Source organism: Ruminococcus bromii (assembly GCF_002834225.1).
GTDB classification, from domain to species: Bacteria; Bacillota; Clostridia; order Oscillospirales; family Acutalibacteraceae; genus Ruminococcoides; species Ruminococcoides bromii.
The window spans coordinates 43562-58417 of sequence record NZ_NNSR01000038.1; the positions used below are offsets into that span (position 1 = coordinate 43562).

A 14856-nucleotide genomic window follows, 5' to 3' on the forward strand; every position below is an offset into this window, starting at 1 on the left:
TTTTTCGTGTGTGTCTATTGACTTTTTTAAATGGGAATGCTATATTATAATTAACATATGAGCATATCTTCATATGTTCAAGTATAACTTTTAATCTGACGGAAAATAAAAGGTGACGCCTATGGAAAACAAAGAAAAAACAACCACTCCCGAAATGCCCGACATTGATGTGCTGTTTGAGCTTGCAGACCTTTTTAAGGTTTTCGGTGATTCAACCCGACTTCGCATTATGTACACCATTTCGGAAAATGAAATGTCGGTGCTCAACATTGCTGAAGCTCTCAGCATGGAGCAAAGCACAATTTCCCACCAACTGCGTGTGTTAAGGCAGAACAAGCTGGTGCGTGTTCGCCGTGAAGGAAAGCAGATTTATTACAGTCTTGACGATGACCATGTGAAACGAATCATCGAAATGGGACTTGACCATGTTCTTGAATAAGGGGGAACATATGAGGTATAAATATCAGCTTGACAATCTCAATTGCGCTCATTGTGCAGGCAAGATTGAGGCTAAAATTGCAGAAACAGACGGCTTTGAGGATGTAAGCTTTAATTTTGCGACAAAACTTCTCAACTTCAAAAGCGAAAAGCAGAATCCTGTTTCCGAAATTCAGGCAATCTGCGACAGCATTGAGGACGGTGTAACTGTTGTTGACAAAACTCCGAAAACCAATCTCAAAAAATACACCTACACTTTAGACAATCTCAATTGTGCTCATTGTGCGGGCAAAATTGAGGCTAAAATTACAGAAACAGACGGCTTTGAGGATGTGAGCTTCAATTTTGCGACAAAACTTCTCAACTTCAAAAGCGAAAGGCAGAATCCTGTTTCTGAAATTCAGGCGATCTGCGACAGCATTGAGGACGGTGTAACCGTTGTTGACAAAACTCCGAAAAATGATATCACAACAAAGGCAGAACCCGAAATCACGAAAAAGAAAATCAACCGTGACACAATCTTCCTTGCAATTTCAATTGTACTTGCTGTTGTGTCCGAAATTCTCCATCTTACACTTGACGGTGTTACGGCTGTTCATTATGTTGTACTCGCAGCGTGTTTTGTTGCAACACTTCTTTCGGGTTACAAGGTATTCATCCAGGGTGCAAAAAACATTCTAAAGCTGAGAATTGACGAAACAACGCTTATGGCTGTTGCGGTAATTGCGGCATTCTGTCTTGGAGATTTTGTTGAGGCGGCAATGGTAACAATCCTCTTTTCTATCGGTGAAATTTTTGAGGATCGAGCAGTTGACGCATCCCGCCGTGACATTGAAAAGCTTGCAAACATTCGTCCCGATACAGCAACAATTATTGTTGACGGTGCGGAACAGATTGTTCCTGCCGAAAGCGTTGAAATCGGAAGTATCATTGAAGTCAAGCCATACGAAAGAGTTCCGCTTGACGGCATTATTATCAAAGGTAAAACGACTCTCGACACATCGGCTCTCACAGGCGAAAGCCTTCCTGTTGATGCAGGCGAGGGCAGTGAGGTACTCAGCGGCGCAATCAACGGCAGTAACCTTATTACCGTCAAAACCACAAAACATTTCGGCGACAGTACCGCAACAAGAATTCTTCAGCTTGTTGAAGATGCCGCCGCTCAAAAGGGCAACAGCGAAAAGCTTATTTCAAGATTTGCCTCTGTTTACACACCGGTTGTTGTACTCATTGCAGCTGCAATCGCAGTAATTCCTCCGCTCTGCGGACTCGGAGCATTCAGCGAATGGCTCTACCGTGCGCTTGTTTGTCTTGTAGCGTCATGTCCGTGTGCTATTGTTATTTCCGTACCTCTCTCCTACTATTCGGGTATCGGTGCGGCATCCGAAGTCGGTGTACTCATCAAGGGCGGAAAATATATTGAGGCTCTTGCAAAAGCAGACACATTCGTATTCGATAAAACAGGCACACTCACAAGCGGAAAGCTCAGCGTAAACAAGGTTAATACTGTCGGTTCATACAGTGCTGACGAAGTTCTTGCTCTTGCCGCTGCAAGCGAAAAATATTCTGCTCATCCGATTGCCTCCGCAATCAGAGAGAAGGCAAACGGTCTTGAACTTCCCGAGCTTTCCGACTACAGCGAAAGTGCCGGTCATGGAACAAGCGCAGTTTATAACGGCAAAACTATTCAGTGCGGCGGTTCAAAGATTCTTTCGGACGAACAGAAGAAGATTGCAAATAAAGACGATTCTGTTTTCGTAATTTATGACGGTCAGCTTATCGGTTCGCTCAATGTCAGCGACACAGTAAGACCTGAGGCAAAAGAGGTTATCTCACAGCTTAAAGGGCTCGGTGTCAAGAACACGGTAATGCTCACAGGCGACAGACAACAGCCTGCCGAAAATGTTAAAAACGAACTCGGACTTTCCGAATGTCACGCAGAACTTCTCCCTGCTCAAAAGCTTGAACTTTTCAAGGGCTTGAAATCAAAATCCAAGGGTGCTTGCTTTGTGGGCGACGGCATCAATGATGCCCCTGTTCTTTCGGCAAGCGACTGCGGTATTGCAATGGGATTCGGCAGTGAAGCCGCTATTGAAGCGTCAGACGCAGTTCTCGCATCAGGCACACTCAAACAGCTTCCAAAGGCAATTAAAATTGCAAGAAGTGTTATCAACACCGTCAAGGGCAACATCATCTTTGCCCTCTCAATCAAGGCTCTTGTAATTATCCTTGCCGCATTCGGTCTTGCACAAATCTGGATGTCCGTTATCGCCGACACAGGCGTCAGCGTAGTCTGCGTCATCATAGCCGCAAGACTCCTCAAAAAGAAATATTGATTTTTTTGCAAATCATATCATTTATTATGATAAAGCACCGTGAGCTTTCACAAGTTTCACGGTGCTTTCATTTGCCAAAATTTTTCTAAACATAATCTTATATTATAGTATTTTAAAATCATTGACTTTTATAATTATATAAATTATAATATTTTTGTCAGTGCTTGTAACTGATAAATAAACTTCGGAGAGATTAATTTGAAAAAGATATTTTTATTATTAGTAACCGCTTTATTTTTACTTTCATTATATGGATGTAACACTTCTTCATCAAGCAATAATTCCACTGAACAAACAACCGTAACGGATACCGATGATTTATCTCTTGATTCAGATACAGATTCTGAAACAGAATTTAATTACGATTTGGAGATTTACTATAACGATAAAAAGATTGATAATTTAAATCTTTTCGATGCATTTATGCCAACTGAGGATGGACTCATATATTCAAAAATCAACGAAACTTCTCCGAATGAAATAGAATACTACAGATACTATTTAGACAAAAAGAGCAGTATAAAACTCGGCTCAATAAAAGACTGGACAATGCAAATTAACGATAAAGCGTATGTAAATAATCACTTATGTTTTATGGCAAGCACGGGTGACATTACAGATGAAGAAAACAGAACCCTTGAATTTATTGATATAGACCTTAATAAAAACAAAATGACTACTGTCTTTTCTGACAAAGGCGGTTTTCCCTATGATACCGTTACAGGTGCAGACAATCTTGTCATAATTACAAAAGTATTAAACAACGGTACTTCTTTGGAACTGTATGACACCGAAACGCAACAGTTTAAACAACTGAAATATTTAGAGTTTGATGATAAGAACTGTGTAGGAAAAACTATAAGAAAAGTTTCAATTGACGACAAAACAAAAACAATCTGCCTCTTGGTTTTGGACTGTGTTTCGGAAACAGATGTTTCTTTAAAAATAGAAACCTATGACTATGATATGAATTTTCTCAAAAGTTATGATATCTCCAATATTTCGGATGATTCTAACGAATTGATTCAAGGAGTGCAGTTTTTTGATTTCAGAAACAACTACCTTATCTATCAAAATTTTAGTATGACAAGATGTATAGGTTATATAGGGAACAAAAAATTGCAAAAATCCGATATGATTGACAACATTGACGACACCTACTCTATGGCTCAAACTCCACAAAAAGGATATAATACAGTTTTATCATTTAAAGATGTTGATTTAGAACGCAATATATACTTATTTAATACCATTGACAAAACAATGAAAAAAACAAAATTCAAACCTGAAGAAGAAAACTACTATATCGGCTCAATGTCAAGAACTGGAAAAGATAATTTGATGATAATAACTACTCCTGATAATGCAGACAAAAAAAGTAATCTTAATCCAAAACTATACTTTACAAAACTAAGCGACTTAAATTTTCAGTAAACAGGCGGTAAAAATCAATTAAAATCCATTTTGCAAATTATCTGTCAAAATCCTGCAAAAAATTTAATTTATGGGCAATACTGCTCTTTACTTTTTAAGGTATTTATTGTATAATTAGCGGTAAAGTAAAAAGGTATATTTAATGTTACAAAACACCTTTTGCTCACAATAAAAAGGATAGGAGGGACAAAACATAATGATCAGCGGTGCTGAAATTATGGTAAAATGTTTGGAAGCCGAGGGCGTTGACATAGTCTTTGGTTATCCCGGTGCGGCTATCTGCCCATTTTACGATAAAATTTACGATTCGAGCATTACCCACATTCTTGTTCGTCAGGAACAGAACGCTGCTCATGCGGCAAGCGGCTATGCAAGATGCAGTAATCGTCCCGGTGTTTGCGTGGCAACTTCCGGTCCCGGTGCAACCAACCTCATCACAGGTATTGCGACCGCCTATACGGACTCTATTCCGATTGTTGCCATTACAGGTCAGGTTCGTTCCGACCTTCTCGGCAGAGATGTCTTTCAGGAAGCTGACATCACAGGAGCTTGTGAACCGTTTGTAAAGCACAGTTATCTCGTCAGCAAAACAGAAGACCTTCCGAGAGTTTTCAAAGAGGCTTTCCATATTGCCTCAACCGGCAGACCCGGTCCTGTACTTATCGACATTCCTGTTGATATTCAGGAAAATGAAATTGAAAGTTTTGAATATCCCGAAAGCGTAAACATTATCGGTTACAAGCCGAACACTAAGGGACACGCAATTCAGGTTAAAAAGGCTGTTGAGGCCATCAACGCAAGCAAGCGTCCTGTTATCGTATCAGGCGGCGGCGTGCTGAGTTCGGGTATCAAGCTTAAACTTCAAAAATTTGCAGAAACTACGGGTATCCCCGTTATTTCAACTATGATGGGCATCGGTGTTATGCCCAGCGAGCATGAGCTTTATCTCGGAATGCTCGGCACTCACGGAAAGGCTGTTGCCAACCGTGCTCTTCACGAAGCCGACCTTGTAATCGTATGCGGTGCAAGACTCGGCGACAGAGCTGTTGCGGCTCCCGACCAGATGAGTGAAAACACAAAGGTAATTCACATTGACATTGACCCTGCTGAAATCGGTAAGAATGTTAAAACAGAAATTCCGATTGTAGGCGATATGAAAAATGTCATCAATATGCTGCTTGACAGCATCGGCGATTACAAGGTTACAACAATGTGGAGCGAAACCGTAAAGAACTGGAAAAAAGACCTTTACCGTGAACCTCCCGTATTTGACGGCTTTGTTGAACCGAGAACACTTGTCGGTCATCTCAGTGCAATGTTCCGCTCAAAGGCAATTCTTGTTGCCGATGTAGGACAAAATCAAATCTGGTGTGCAAACAACTTCCGTATTCGTGAGGGCAGATTTCTCACAACAGGCGGTATGGGTACAATGGGTTACTCAATTCCTGCCGCAATCGGTGCAAAGTTTGCAAGACCCGACCGTGATGTTATTGTAATCTGCGGTGACGGCAGTTTTCAGATGGGGCTTAATGAGCTTGCGACTATTGCAGGCAATCAGCTCGGAATTAAAATCATCATTATGAAAAACGCACGACTCGGAATGGTTCGTGAACTTCAGGACAAACACTACGGCGGCAGACACTCCGCAACAATTCTCAACGGTGATCCCGACTTCTTGAAGATTGCCGATGCTTACGGCATTGACCATGCAGAGGCTCATTCAAACAAGGAAGCCGAAAACATCATCAAGGGTATTGTTGATTCGGAAAAACCGTTCATTCTTGTTTGCGATGTTCACCCCGACACTCCGTCAATTTAATGAGGTGATAAAATGCAGTATACATTATCAATACTTGTTGAAAATCAGGCGGGCGTTCTTTCAAAAATTTCGGGACTTTTCTCTCGCCGAGGTTTTAACATCGACTCACTTGCAGTAGGTGTTACTCAGGAACCGTCGGTTTCCCGAATCACAATCGTTGCAAACGGTGACGAGTACATTGTTGAACAGCTTGAAAAACAGCTAAACAAGCTCATTCCCGTCATCAAGGTAAAAAGGCTTAACGAGGGCGAATTTATCAGCCGTGAGCTTGTTTTAATCAAGGTTCACTGCGCCGCCTCAAAAAGAGCCGAAATTGTCAAAACGGTTGAAATTATGCAGGCGAAAATCGTTGATGTATCCCCTTCGTCAGTTACCGTTGAGTACTGCGAATGTGCAAGCCGCGTCAACACGCTTGTTGACTTACTCAAGCCTTATGGTATCCGTGAGATTGTAAGAACAGGTACTGTTGCCATTGACAGAGGCACAGCTTCGGTTTCCGTTTAATCTTACAGTTAGCATATATTTTAATTTATATGCCGCGTTTGCGGTAAGGAGGACTTTAATATGAAAGACTACACAAAAAACATGACAGCACCAATCTACTATCAGTCAGATTGCAACCTTGACCTTCTCAAGGGTAAGAAAATTGCTATTATCGGTTACGGCAGCCAGGGTCATGCACACGCTCTCAACCTCAAGGATTCAGGTTGCGATGTAATCGTCGGTCTTTACAAAGGCAGCAAGAGCTGGGCAAAGGCTGAAGCACAGGGCTTTAAGGTATATACATCGGCAGAGGCTGCAAAGCAGGCTGACATCATCATGATTCTTATCAACGATGAAAAGCAGGCAGCTCTTTACAAGAACGACATCGAGCCAAACCTCGAAGCAGGCAATATGCTTATGTTCGCTCACGGCTTTAACATTCACTTCGGTTGCATCAAGCCTCCAAAGGATGTTGATGTTACAATGGTAGCTCCTAAGGGACCGGGTCACACAGTTCGTTCAGAGTATCAGGTTGGTAAGGGTGTACCTTGCCTCGTTGCTGTTGAGCAGGACGCTACAGGTCAGGCTAAGGATCTCGCACTTGCATATGCACTCGGTATCGGCGGTGCAAGAGCAGGTGTTCTTGAAACAACATTCAGAACAGAAACAGAAACAGACCTCTTCGGTGAGCAGGCTGTTCTTTGCGGCGGTGTTTGCGCACTTATGCAGGCAGGTTTTGAAACACTTTGCGATGCCGGTTACGACCCAAGAAACGCTTACTTTGAGTGTATCCATGAGATGAAGCTCATCGTTGACCTTATCTATCAGTCAGGTTTTGCAGGCATGAGATATTCAATCTCTAACACAGCTGAGTACGGTGACTACATCACAGGTCCAAAGATCATCACAGAGGATACTAAGAAGGCTATGAGAAAGGTTCTTTCTGACATTCAGGACGGTACATTTGCTAAGGACTTCCTCCTTGACATGAGCGATGCCGGTTCACAGGTTCACTTCAAGGCTATGAGAAAGCTCGCTGCCGAAGCTCCTGCCGAAGTATTCGGTAAGGAAGTTAGAAAGCTCTACAGCTGGTCTGACGAAGATAAGCTCATCAACAACTAATGCGAGTGTCTCGCACACAGTTCGTGAAGACAGTTTGATGTATTCAAACTTCCGTCACCCGAGCATTACATAGTACGAATTTAGGGTAGCTTGATTTTCAAGCTACCCTTTTTGCGAGTACCTCGCCCGCACGGCGAGCCGCCGTCCCCAATTCGTGTAGACAGTTTGCAATGTAAAAAACATATTATGCCCGAGCGTAGTGTTGTAGTTGTGTTCGAAATTTTATAGCACGGCTTTTATTGTGTCAAAACATATTATCATAAACATAAATTTTCATCAAGGCAGACAAATAATGCTCCTCACTCATCTAAAAATTTCAATTTTTCGTTTTCAACTTTCAATAAAAATCAGGGTTCAGCTTTTTACGGCTGAACCCTTTTGCAGTTAAAACTTATCAATTTTTAAATAATCAATACTTCTCATAGGAGAAAGAATTATAAGCGTCAAGCAAAGACTGCTTATTCTCAGCGGTAGTTTTCTCACCCCATGCGCTGGTATCACCATAACCTGTCGCAATAAATTCGGTAAACATATGTGCATTTACGCAATTATTAAACTGTTTAAGGTTAATTTCGTTATATTTTGCCCGTGAAATATTTTTGTCATTACCGTCAAAATATCTATAATAAATATTATTTGATTCTTCGACTACGCCTCTTGACGAATACATATTTGCAAAAAGATTCTCTCCGTCGTATGTGATTATTGAATTACCCGACCAATAGTAACCGTCATCTACATTTAAAGATATCTTTAGGTCGTGAACCTCATACTTTTTGGCAGTTTTATTATAGTATATCGAAAAACCGTCGTTAACATTTCCCACTCTTTTTAACTTACCGTCTTCAAATTTGTAAACAACGGAATGGAAACCATACTCTTTGGAATCAGACTTTTGTGCAACAAGTTCCGGAACTCCGTCAAAGTCGAAATCCAAAAACATAACACCTGACAAATTGTGATTACTTCCCAAACTTGGCATCCATTCATCAGTATGATTCATCATATAATTGATAAAAGCGTCCCTTGTTTTATCGGATGTCTTATATCTGTATGTTACACCGGTTGGGTTAAACATCGTAGTAAATTTTTTACCGTCTTTTGAAACACCTCTTACCGTATAAGTGTTACTGCCGGACTTTGCACCCTTGTGAACATAATGGTTGTCATAAGTTTCTGCTATCTTCTTCCAAGAACCGTTTTCTTTAATATAAACACGGAACTTTGGCGCATCTCCCGTCCAATGCATTTCAACACCGTTGTTTACTGCACCAATGCTGTAAATTTCGGGACAATCCTGATGATCGCCAATGGGCTTACCCTTTGAATCGTAGCCGCTTGTAAAACTCTTGGCATCCTTGCTGATACAACGAACCGTGTAATAAATATCATCAATGCTTAAATCAAATTCCTTTGAAACAACATTCATATCAAGCATTGTCGTGCCTGTTGTATCGGCAAGCTTTGTCCAACCGTTTCTGTCCTTGTAGTACACACGATATTTTTCTGCACCTGCTACCTTGTTCCATGTCAGCTTTACACCGTCATATGTGACCTCAAGTTTTGAAATTTTCGGTGTGGCTACATACTTTACCGACTTGCCTGTCGGGTTATAACCGCTTGTGAATTTCTTTGCGTCTGATGTAATACATCTTACAGTATAAGTGTAATTTCTGCCGGATGAAACATCCTTATCGGTATATGAGGTTGAAGTTGTATCAACCATTTTTGTCCAGCCTTTACTGCCCTTGTAGTAAACTCTGTATTTAGTCGCACCGCTTACTTTGCCCCAAGAGATTTTAACACCGCCGTTTACGCTTTCAAGCTTTGAAATTTCGGGGGCAGCAACATATTTTACACTTTTGCCCTTTGAATCATAACCGCTTGTAAACTTCTTGCCGTCTTTGCTTATACATCTGACTGTATAGGTATAATTCCTTCCCGATGAAACATCCTTGTCGATATATGATGTTGAAGTTGTATCGACCATTCGTGTCCAACCTTTACGGCCCTTGTAGTAAACTCTGTATTTAGCCGCACCGCTTACTTTGTTCCATGTTAGCTTTACACCACCGTAAACGCTTTCGGCTTTTGAAATTTTCGGAGTAGCCAAGCTTGCCCTTGCAACCTGTGCATACTGCACGGGTGTGTTAAGCGGTTCAACCGCATTTGCAGGAACTGCCGAAACCGCAACCGCAGACATCGACATCACCGCCGCCATAGCTATAGGTAAAAACTTTTTCATATCTATCCCTCGCTTTGTTCAAATTCTACGCATTATAAAATAATTCATCTGTTTTTTTATGCAAATTAATTGTAACATTTCATAATTAAAAAAGCAATATGTCTTGATTAACTTTTTGAATATTTTAAACAAAACGCAAAATAAAATAACCGCTCACAAAAGTGAAAGCGGTCATTTTTATAAATTTATTTCTGAATAATGTTATTTAATATTATTCAAAACGAGTTCTGCGTTTTGCAAAAATTACACCGCAGCCTGCAAGCATTGCAGCGGCAAGGAATATTGCAACGCTGTTCTGTCCTGTCTGAACTGCACCGTTGCCGCCTGTTGCAGATTTTGTTACTGTATCCTTTGTTGCAGTATCTTTTGTTGAAGAATTGCCCTTTGAAGGAACTCCGTTTGCATAGTAGTTAACCTTGAATGTACCTGTAACCTCTGTTGAATACTCTTCATCTTCGGGAAGATTGAGCCATTCGTTTACATCACCCATAACATAAACTTCAAGATTTGTCTTTGTGTCATCAGGGCGAACATAAACAGTACTTATATATACCATATCTTCCTCTGTGCCGTCAAAAGTCTTTGTGTAAGTTTTGCCTGTAATTTTATCCTTTACAGTAACTTCAAGACCTTTAAATTCGGGATAGAAATATGTTTCATCGTAGTATTCCTTGCTTTCGGGACTTCCGTCATACGGCATATCAGCCTCATAGAAGAAATCTGTATCAGCCTTTGTGTAGTTCACCTTTTCGGGTGCTTTTACGGAAACTACCTCGTAACGCTCATCAAGCTGAGGCACATCGTTAATATTTTTAAATGTAATCTTATAGCTTGTCTGTGCATCCTGATATGATACATTTACAGTATACTCTCTGTAAATCATACCGTAAAGCTTTGAGTTTAATTCAGTAACAATTTTTTCAAACTCATCCTCGGTCATATCTTCTGTAAAATCAGGCATATTTTTCTCATATTCAAGCAATGCCTTAATTGCTTCGCCGTAATTAAACGGATCAGCAAGCTCAGCTTTGCAGTCCTTAGCATCAACCTTTTCGGTTGTACCGTCACTGTAAACTGCCTCAACTTCAATACCTGTGAGGTCAAGCTTGAGTTCAAAATTGAACTGACTAAAATACTTGATTAGGCTTTCTTCTGTTGCATCTTCGTCTGCGATTTTTGATAAATCAATATCAGGATCAATCACATCCTCTGCTGTGTATGTAAGCTTGTCGGGGAGCTTTGTAATTTTAAGCTCTGTTACCTTTTTTGCCTCATCGGGTGACGCTGTGTCGTCTGTCTGTGCAAACGCTGTGAACACGCATGAAAATGCAAGCATCAAAACGATTGCAAAGGACATTACCTTTTTCATAGAATTTTCCTCCTGAAAACTAAAAATCATTGTATGATAAATGTATATACAATCATAACGCTATTGTAGCACACTTTTTTGCAAAAATCAACTGTTTCAACAAATAATTGTCGCAAAAATTCTTCACTTGCTGTTTTTTATGAATTTTTTATATAGTATATTGTTGCATTTGAGATTTAATTATAATTATTCAAATAAATTTGTATTTATTGCAAATTTTCTATTGTAAAATTCTGTCATTGCTGATATAATTGTAGGCGGAATCAAAAGATTACCGAATACCCGAAAATCGGCATAAAACCTACCCAGCAAATATGGTGATTAAATTGAAAATTCTGCTTAATCCAGACAAAGAAATTGTAAAAGAAGTTCGCAAACAGCTTATACGCACGGGCGGTTATTGTCCGTATATGTTAATCAGAAGCCCTGCAACACTGTGTATGTGTGAGGATTTCAGGGCAAAAATTGCCGATCCCGAATTTGAGGGATACTGCCATTGCCTGATGTATTATAAACAAAAATAGAATTTTATACATAACAAAATAACAATAATCGGAACAGCCGTGATTGGGTTTACGGCTGTTCCGATTTTTTAGGCAGAAAAACTCAATCGAGTGAAGTAAATCTGAACTTAAATGTTATAATCCCGTTTTCAAATTCGGCTTTATATTTGAAGCCATGCATTTCAAGGGCGGATTTTACTATTGAAAGTCCTATTCCGCTGCCACTCTTATTATCTCCCTTTGTGGCTCTGAAATAAGGCTGCCACAATTTTGAGAGATTTTCCCTGTCAAATGACGAGCATTGATTGCTGATTGACAATACATCATCCGAAACATTAATTGTGATATCCGAACCGTAATCGGAATATTTTTCGGCATTGTCAATAAGATTTTCAAGCACCGTTTTAAGCATGGCAGGATCAGCCTTAATTTTTGCCTTTGAGTTATAAATGAAAATAATTTCGTGTTCTGTGTGAACATAATAATTTTCAAGAATTTTCTCAATAAACGGTTTAAAGTCAAAAACTTCGCAATTCAGCTTTAATGCGGGCGAATCGAATCGTGACAAATCGAGCATTCTGTGAATAAGGCTGTCCATTTCCTCGGTCTGTTGCTGAATGATTTCTATGTTATGAAGTTTCTTTTCGGTGTCTTCCTCATTTTTAAGATTTTCCGCAAAACCGCCTATGACAAACAATGGAGTTTTGAGATTGTGCGCAATTGCATTTGTCATTTCAAGACGAGTTTCTTCCTGTGCGGTTCGCCTTTTAAAATCTTTCCACGAGAAAATTTCAACCGTAATCACCACCGCCATTATCGTAAACGCAACGGCAAATACCGTTATAAACTTCCATAGGCAATCATTGAGTAAATCTATTTCTTTTAAAGAAACAATCAAATAAGACCCCTGTACAACTTTATATACATAGTCACTATCATCGAGATCACTTATCAAGCGATTTTCTTTGTTGTAATAGTAATCACTGCTCAACAAATAACATTTAAAAATCCCGTCATTTACAACAGCAGGTGATTCGTAAATATCAATATAAGATAAGGCGTTATCTTTAAGAATTTGTTCTACATTCTTTTGAGAATATTTAGGTTTGTCCTTTCCAAGAAAAAAATCTTTATCAATTATATTACGGTGCATTTCGTCATTTTCAAACGGAGTAGCCTCTAATTCTTCTATGGTCAAATAATCATATTTGCTAAGGTCAAAGCTATATGTTTTAACAACTTCATCCTGAACATACCAATCATTCACTTTGTTGGTCTTTACAACCTCAAGCTGACACGGAACATAGCCGTATTTTTCGCTTTCATAAAACTTTTTGCAAATCAAGACATAGTAATTTCCGTCATTATCAGTCGGAGTGTTGAGATATCCGCAAATCTCTTTATACTCATTATCACTGAGCAAATTTTTAATCACATCAAAACTTATATAATTTCTGTTACTCGATATATAATACACCGTAAGAACATTATCCGTAGTTATCGTCAAATTTTTCTTATCAGTAACCTGATAGTATGTATTGCTTTTATCAACATTTTCGTTCAGCAATCCTACTTTGTCATTGTATGGATAAGCTCCATTCACCTTATCATCTTGAGAATCTGTTAAATTTATGCCAAGGTTATGCTCTACATCAATCATCTTCATTTTAAGCTCATTTTCGGCATTGGCAACGAGCAAGTCTTTGGAGCTGTTCAGTATTGCAAGAGAGGTAAAAACCGTTCCCAGCAGACACACAATTATTGTTACGGAAATTATAATGTAATGAAACTTTTTTCGACGTTTGATATATCTTGATTTCATTTTTTATCCTCCGCCTTATACCCTCGCCGTATTACCGTTTTCAAAACAGACGCATTTTCGCCCAATGCTTTTCGGATATTTTTGATATGCGTGTCAAGCACTCTTTCATCAATCATCGTGTCATAGTGCCAAACGGCTGTGATGATTTTTTCACGGGACACAACGCTGTTTTTATTCTCTAACAGAATTTTAAGAATAGCATATTCCTTTGCGGTAAGGGTTACTTCTTCACCGTCGGACACAACAACACCGTTGTTCGGATTGAGCGAAACATTCCCTACCGTAAGCAAATTGTGCCGCACAAGTCCTTTTGAACGCTTGATGAGGGCTTTCACCTTTTCATAAAATACGGGCAGAGCAATCGGCTTCACAATGTAATCGTCACAGCCGAGAGCGTAGCCGTTGAGCATATCAGCCTCGCTTGTTCTTGCCGTGATGAACATAATCGGCACATCGCTGTATCTGCGGATTTCTTTGCAAAGCGTAAAACCGTCCATTTCGGGGAGCATTACATCAAGGAGCAAAAGGTCATAGCTGTTCTCATATGCCTTATCAAGTCCCTTTAAGCCGTTTTCCGCAAGAGTGATATTAAATTTTTCTTTATCTCTTTTTGAAAAATATTCGACAAGCATTTCACGAATATTTTTATCGTCCTCAACCAAAAGAATGTTGTACATTTTCCTCACCGTACTTTGATTGTAATATATTAATCTGAAGTTGATATGTAGATTTCTGTATATTTAAAATTCAGTTTCTGTCATAACTAAAACGGCGGATGCAATTTTCAGCATCCGCCTTGTTTTATGTATCTTATTTATTGACAAAATATCTGATAATATCCTGACGGGTTACGATACCGATAAAAGTACCGAGGTCATCGGTTACGGGGATAAAGTTCTGATTCATTGCCCGTGCAAGAAGCTCGTCCATACCTACCGAAATTTTAACTGCCGGATTAAAGTCGGGACGGAGTATGTCACGGATACGAAATTCTTCCTGTTCTTCAATATCGCCCGAAGTCTTTTTGTCAATTATATGCCACAAAAAGTCACCCTCGCTCACCGTGCCGACATATTTTCCGTCACGGGTTATAACAGGGATAGCGGTGTAGCTGTGAGCACGCATTTTTTCAAGTCCCTGTCTTAGGGTATTGTCCTCATAAATATATTTTAAAGAATCTTTATGCTTTAAAAGCATAATAACATTCATCTTTTCACCTCCAGTCAAAAAACAAATATTTGTCAGCCAAAGGTCATTATAGTACCAAACAAACAATATTGCAATA

At 39.6% G+C, this 14856-nt stretch carries 12 protein-coding genes; 7 read left to right on the forward strand and 5 right to left on the reverse strand.

From position 1 onward, the window contains the following. Positions 1-121: 121 nt before the first annotated feature. The 6 genes from RBATCC27255_RS03655 to ilvC all read left to right on the forward strand — a co-directional run bounded on the left by RBATCC27255_RS03655 (position 122) and on the right by ilvC (position 7632). Positions 122-439: an ArsR/SmtB family transcription factor gene (locus tag RBATCC27255_RS03655; protein WP_015523431.1), complete on the forward strand. Its 318-nt coding sequence runs from the start codon at positions 122-124 to the stop codon at positions 437-439. A 10-nt stretch (positions 440-449) separates the two neighbouring features. After that, a complete protein-coding gene (locus tag RBATCC27255_RS03660; RefSeq protein ID WP_169923240.1) occupies positions 450-2774 on the forward strand; it encodes a heavy metal translocating P-type ATPase in 2325 nt (774 codons plus the stop codon). Positions 2775-2972: 198 nt separating this feature from the next. Next, positions 2973-4208, forward strand: a complete 1236-nt coding sequence (locus RBATCC27255_RS03665) for a hypothetical protein (RefSeq protein ID WP_101028792.1) — start codon at positions 2973-2975, stop codon at positions 4206-4208. A 196-nt stretch (positions 4209-4404) separates the two neighbouring features. Further along, positions 4405-6027, forward strand: coding sequence for a biosynthetic-type acetolactate synthase large subunit (gene ilvB / locus RBATCC27255_RS03670; protein ID WP_021883769.1), 1623 nt, complete (start codon positions 4405-4407; stop codon positions 6025-6027). 12 nt (positions 6028-6039) lie between these two features. Then, complete coding sequence (gene ilvN / locus RBATCC27255_RS03675) at positions 6040-6531, forward strand: acetolactate synthase small subunit (RefSeq protein ID WP_101028793.1); 492 nt, start codon at positions 6040-6042, stop codon at positions 6529-6531. Between the two features lie 81 nt (positions 6532-6612). Continuing rightward, positions 6613-7632 carry a ketol-acid reductoisomerase gene (ilvC, locus tag RBATCC27255_RS03680; RefSeq protein WP_101028830.1) on the forward strand — a complete coding sequence of 340 codons (1020 nt, stop codon included), beginning with the start codon at positions 6613-6615 and terminating at the stop codon, positions 7630-7632. A 409-nt stretch (positions 7633-8041) separates the two neighbouring features. Here the strand turns inward: ilvC and RBATCC27255_RS03685 are convergent, their stop codons facing one another. Together RBATCC27255_RS03685 and RBATCC27255_RS03690 are read right to left on the reverse strand one after the other, a co-directional pair. Beyond that, positions 8042-9877: a fibronectin type III domain-containing protein gene (locus tag RBATCC27255_RS03685; protein WP_147639960.1), complete on the reverse strand. Its 1836-nt coding sequence runs from the start codon at positions 9875-9877 to the stop codon at positions 8042-8044. A 211-nt stretch (positions 9878-10088) separates the two neighbouring features. Continuing rightward, positions 10089-11246, reverse strand: coding sequence for a hypothetical protein (locus tag RBATCC27255_RS03690; protein ID WP_101028795.1), 1158 nt, complete (start codon positions 11244-11246; stop codon positions 10089-10091). A 314-nt stretch (positions 11247-11560) separates the two neighbouring features. On the opposite strand from RBATCC27255_RS03690, the gene RBATCC27255_RS03695 reads away from it, so the two are divergent. Continuing rightward, positions 11561-11770 carry a ferredoxin thioredoxin reductase catalytic beta chain gene (locus RBATCC27255_RS03695; RefSeq protein WP_101028796.1) on the forward strand — a complete coding sequence of 70 codons (210 nt, stop codon included), beginning with the start codon at positions 11561-11563 and terminating at the stop codon, positions 11768-11770. Between the two features lie 82 nt (positions 11771-11852). On the opposite strand, the gene RBATCC27255_RS03700 is transcribed toward RBATCC27255_RS03695, so the two are convergent. The 3 genes from RBATCC27255_RS03700 to RBATCC27255_RS03710 all read right to left on the reverse strand — a co-directional run bounded on the left by RBATCC27255_RS03700 (position 11853) and on the right by RBATCC27255_RS03710 (position 14780). Next, a complete protein-coding gene (locus RBATCC27255_RS03700; RefSeq protein WP_101028797.1) occupies positions 11853-13571 on the reverse strand; it encodes a sensor histidine kinase in 1719 nt (572 codons plus the stop codon). Next, positions 13568-14248: a response regulator transcription factor gene (locus RBATCC27255_RS03705; RefSeq protein ID WP_015522697.1), complete on the reverse strand. Its 681-nt coding sequence runs from the start codon at positions 14246-14248 to the stop codon at positions 13568-13570. The genes RBATCC27255_RS03700 and RBATCC27255_RS03705 overlap by 4 nt, the downstream gene beginning before the upstream one ends. A gap of 133 nt (positions 14249-14381) precedes the next feature. Beyond that, positions 14382-14780, reverse strand: a complete 399-nt coding sequence (locus RBATCC27255_RS03710) for a CBS domain-containing protein (RefSeq protein WP_015522696.1) — start codon at positions 14778-14780, stop codon at positions 14382-14384. Between the last annotated feature and the right edge of the window lie 76 nt (positions 14781-14856).

Excerpts from the sequence above, each read along its gene's own strand:
- RBATCC27255_RS03655 (WP_015523431.1), top strand. The coding sequence starts at position 122 with ATGGAAAACAAAGAAAAAACAACCACTCCCGAAATGCCCGACATTGAT.
- RBATCC27255_RS03660 (WP_169923240.1), top strand. The coding sequence starts at position 450 with ATGAGGTATAAATATCAGCTTGACAATCTCAATTGCGCTCATTGTGCA.
- ilvB (WP_021883769.1), top strand. The coding sequence starts at position 4,405 with ATGATCAGCGGTGCTGAAATTATGGTAAAATGTTTGGAAGCCGAGGGC.
- ilvN (WP_101028793.1), top strand. The coding sequence starts at position 6,040 with ATGCAGTATACATTATCAATACTTGTTGAAAATCAGGCGGGCGTTCTT.
- ilvC (WP_101028830.1), top strand. The coding sequence starts at position 6,613 with ATGACAGCACCAATCTACTATCAGTCAGATTGCAACCTTGACCTTCTC.
- RBATCC27255_RS03685 (WP_147639960.1), bottom strand. The coding sequence starts at position 9,877 with ATGAAAAAGTTTTTACCTATAGCTATGGCGGCGGTGATGTCGATGTCT.
- RBATCC27255_RS03690 (WP_101028795.1), bottom strand. The coding sequence starts at position 11,246 with ATGAAAAAGGTAATGTCCTTTGCAATCGTTTTGATGCTTGCATTTTCA.
- RBATCC27255_RS03695 (WP_101028796.1), top strand. The coding sequence starts at position 11,561 with ATGGTGATTAAATTGAAAATTCTGCTTAATCCAGACAAAGAAATTGTA.
- RBATCC27255_RS03700 (WP_101028797.1), bottom strand. The coding sequence starts at position 13,571 with ATGAAATCAAGATATATCAAACGTCGAAAAAAGTTTCATTACATTATA.
- RBATCC27255_RS03705 (WP_015522697.1), bottom strand. The coding sequence starts at position 14,248 with ATGTACAACATTCTTTTGGTTGAGGACGATAAAAATATTCGTGAAATG.
- RBATCC27255_RS03710 (WP_015522696.1), bottom strand. The coding sequence starts at position 14,780 with ATGAATGTTATTATGCTTTTAAAGCATAAAGATTCTTTAAAATATATT.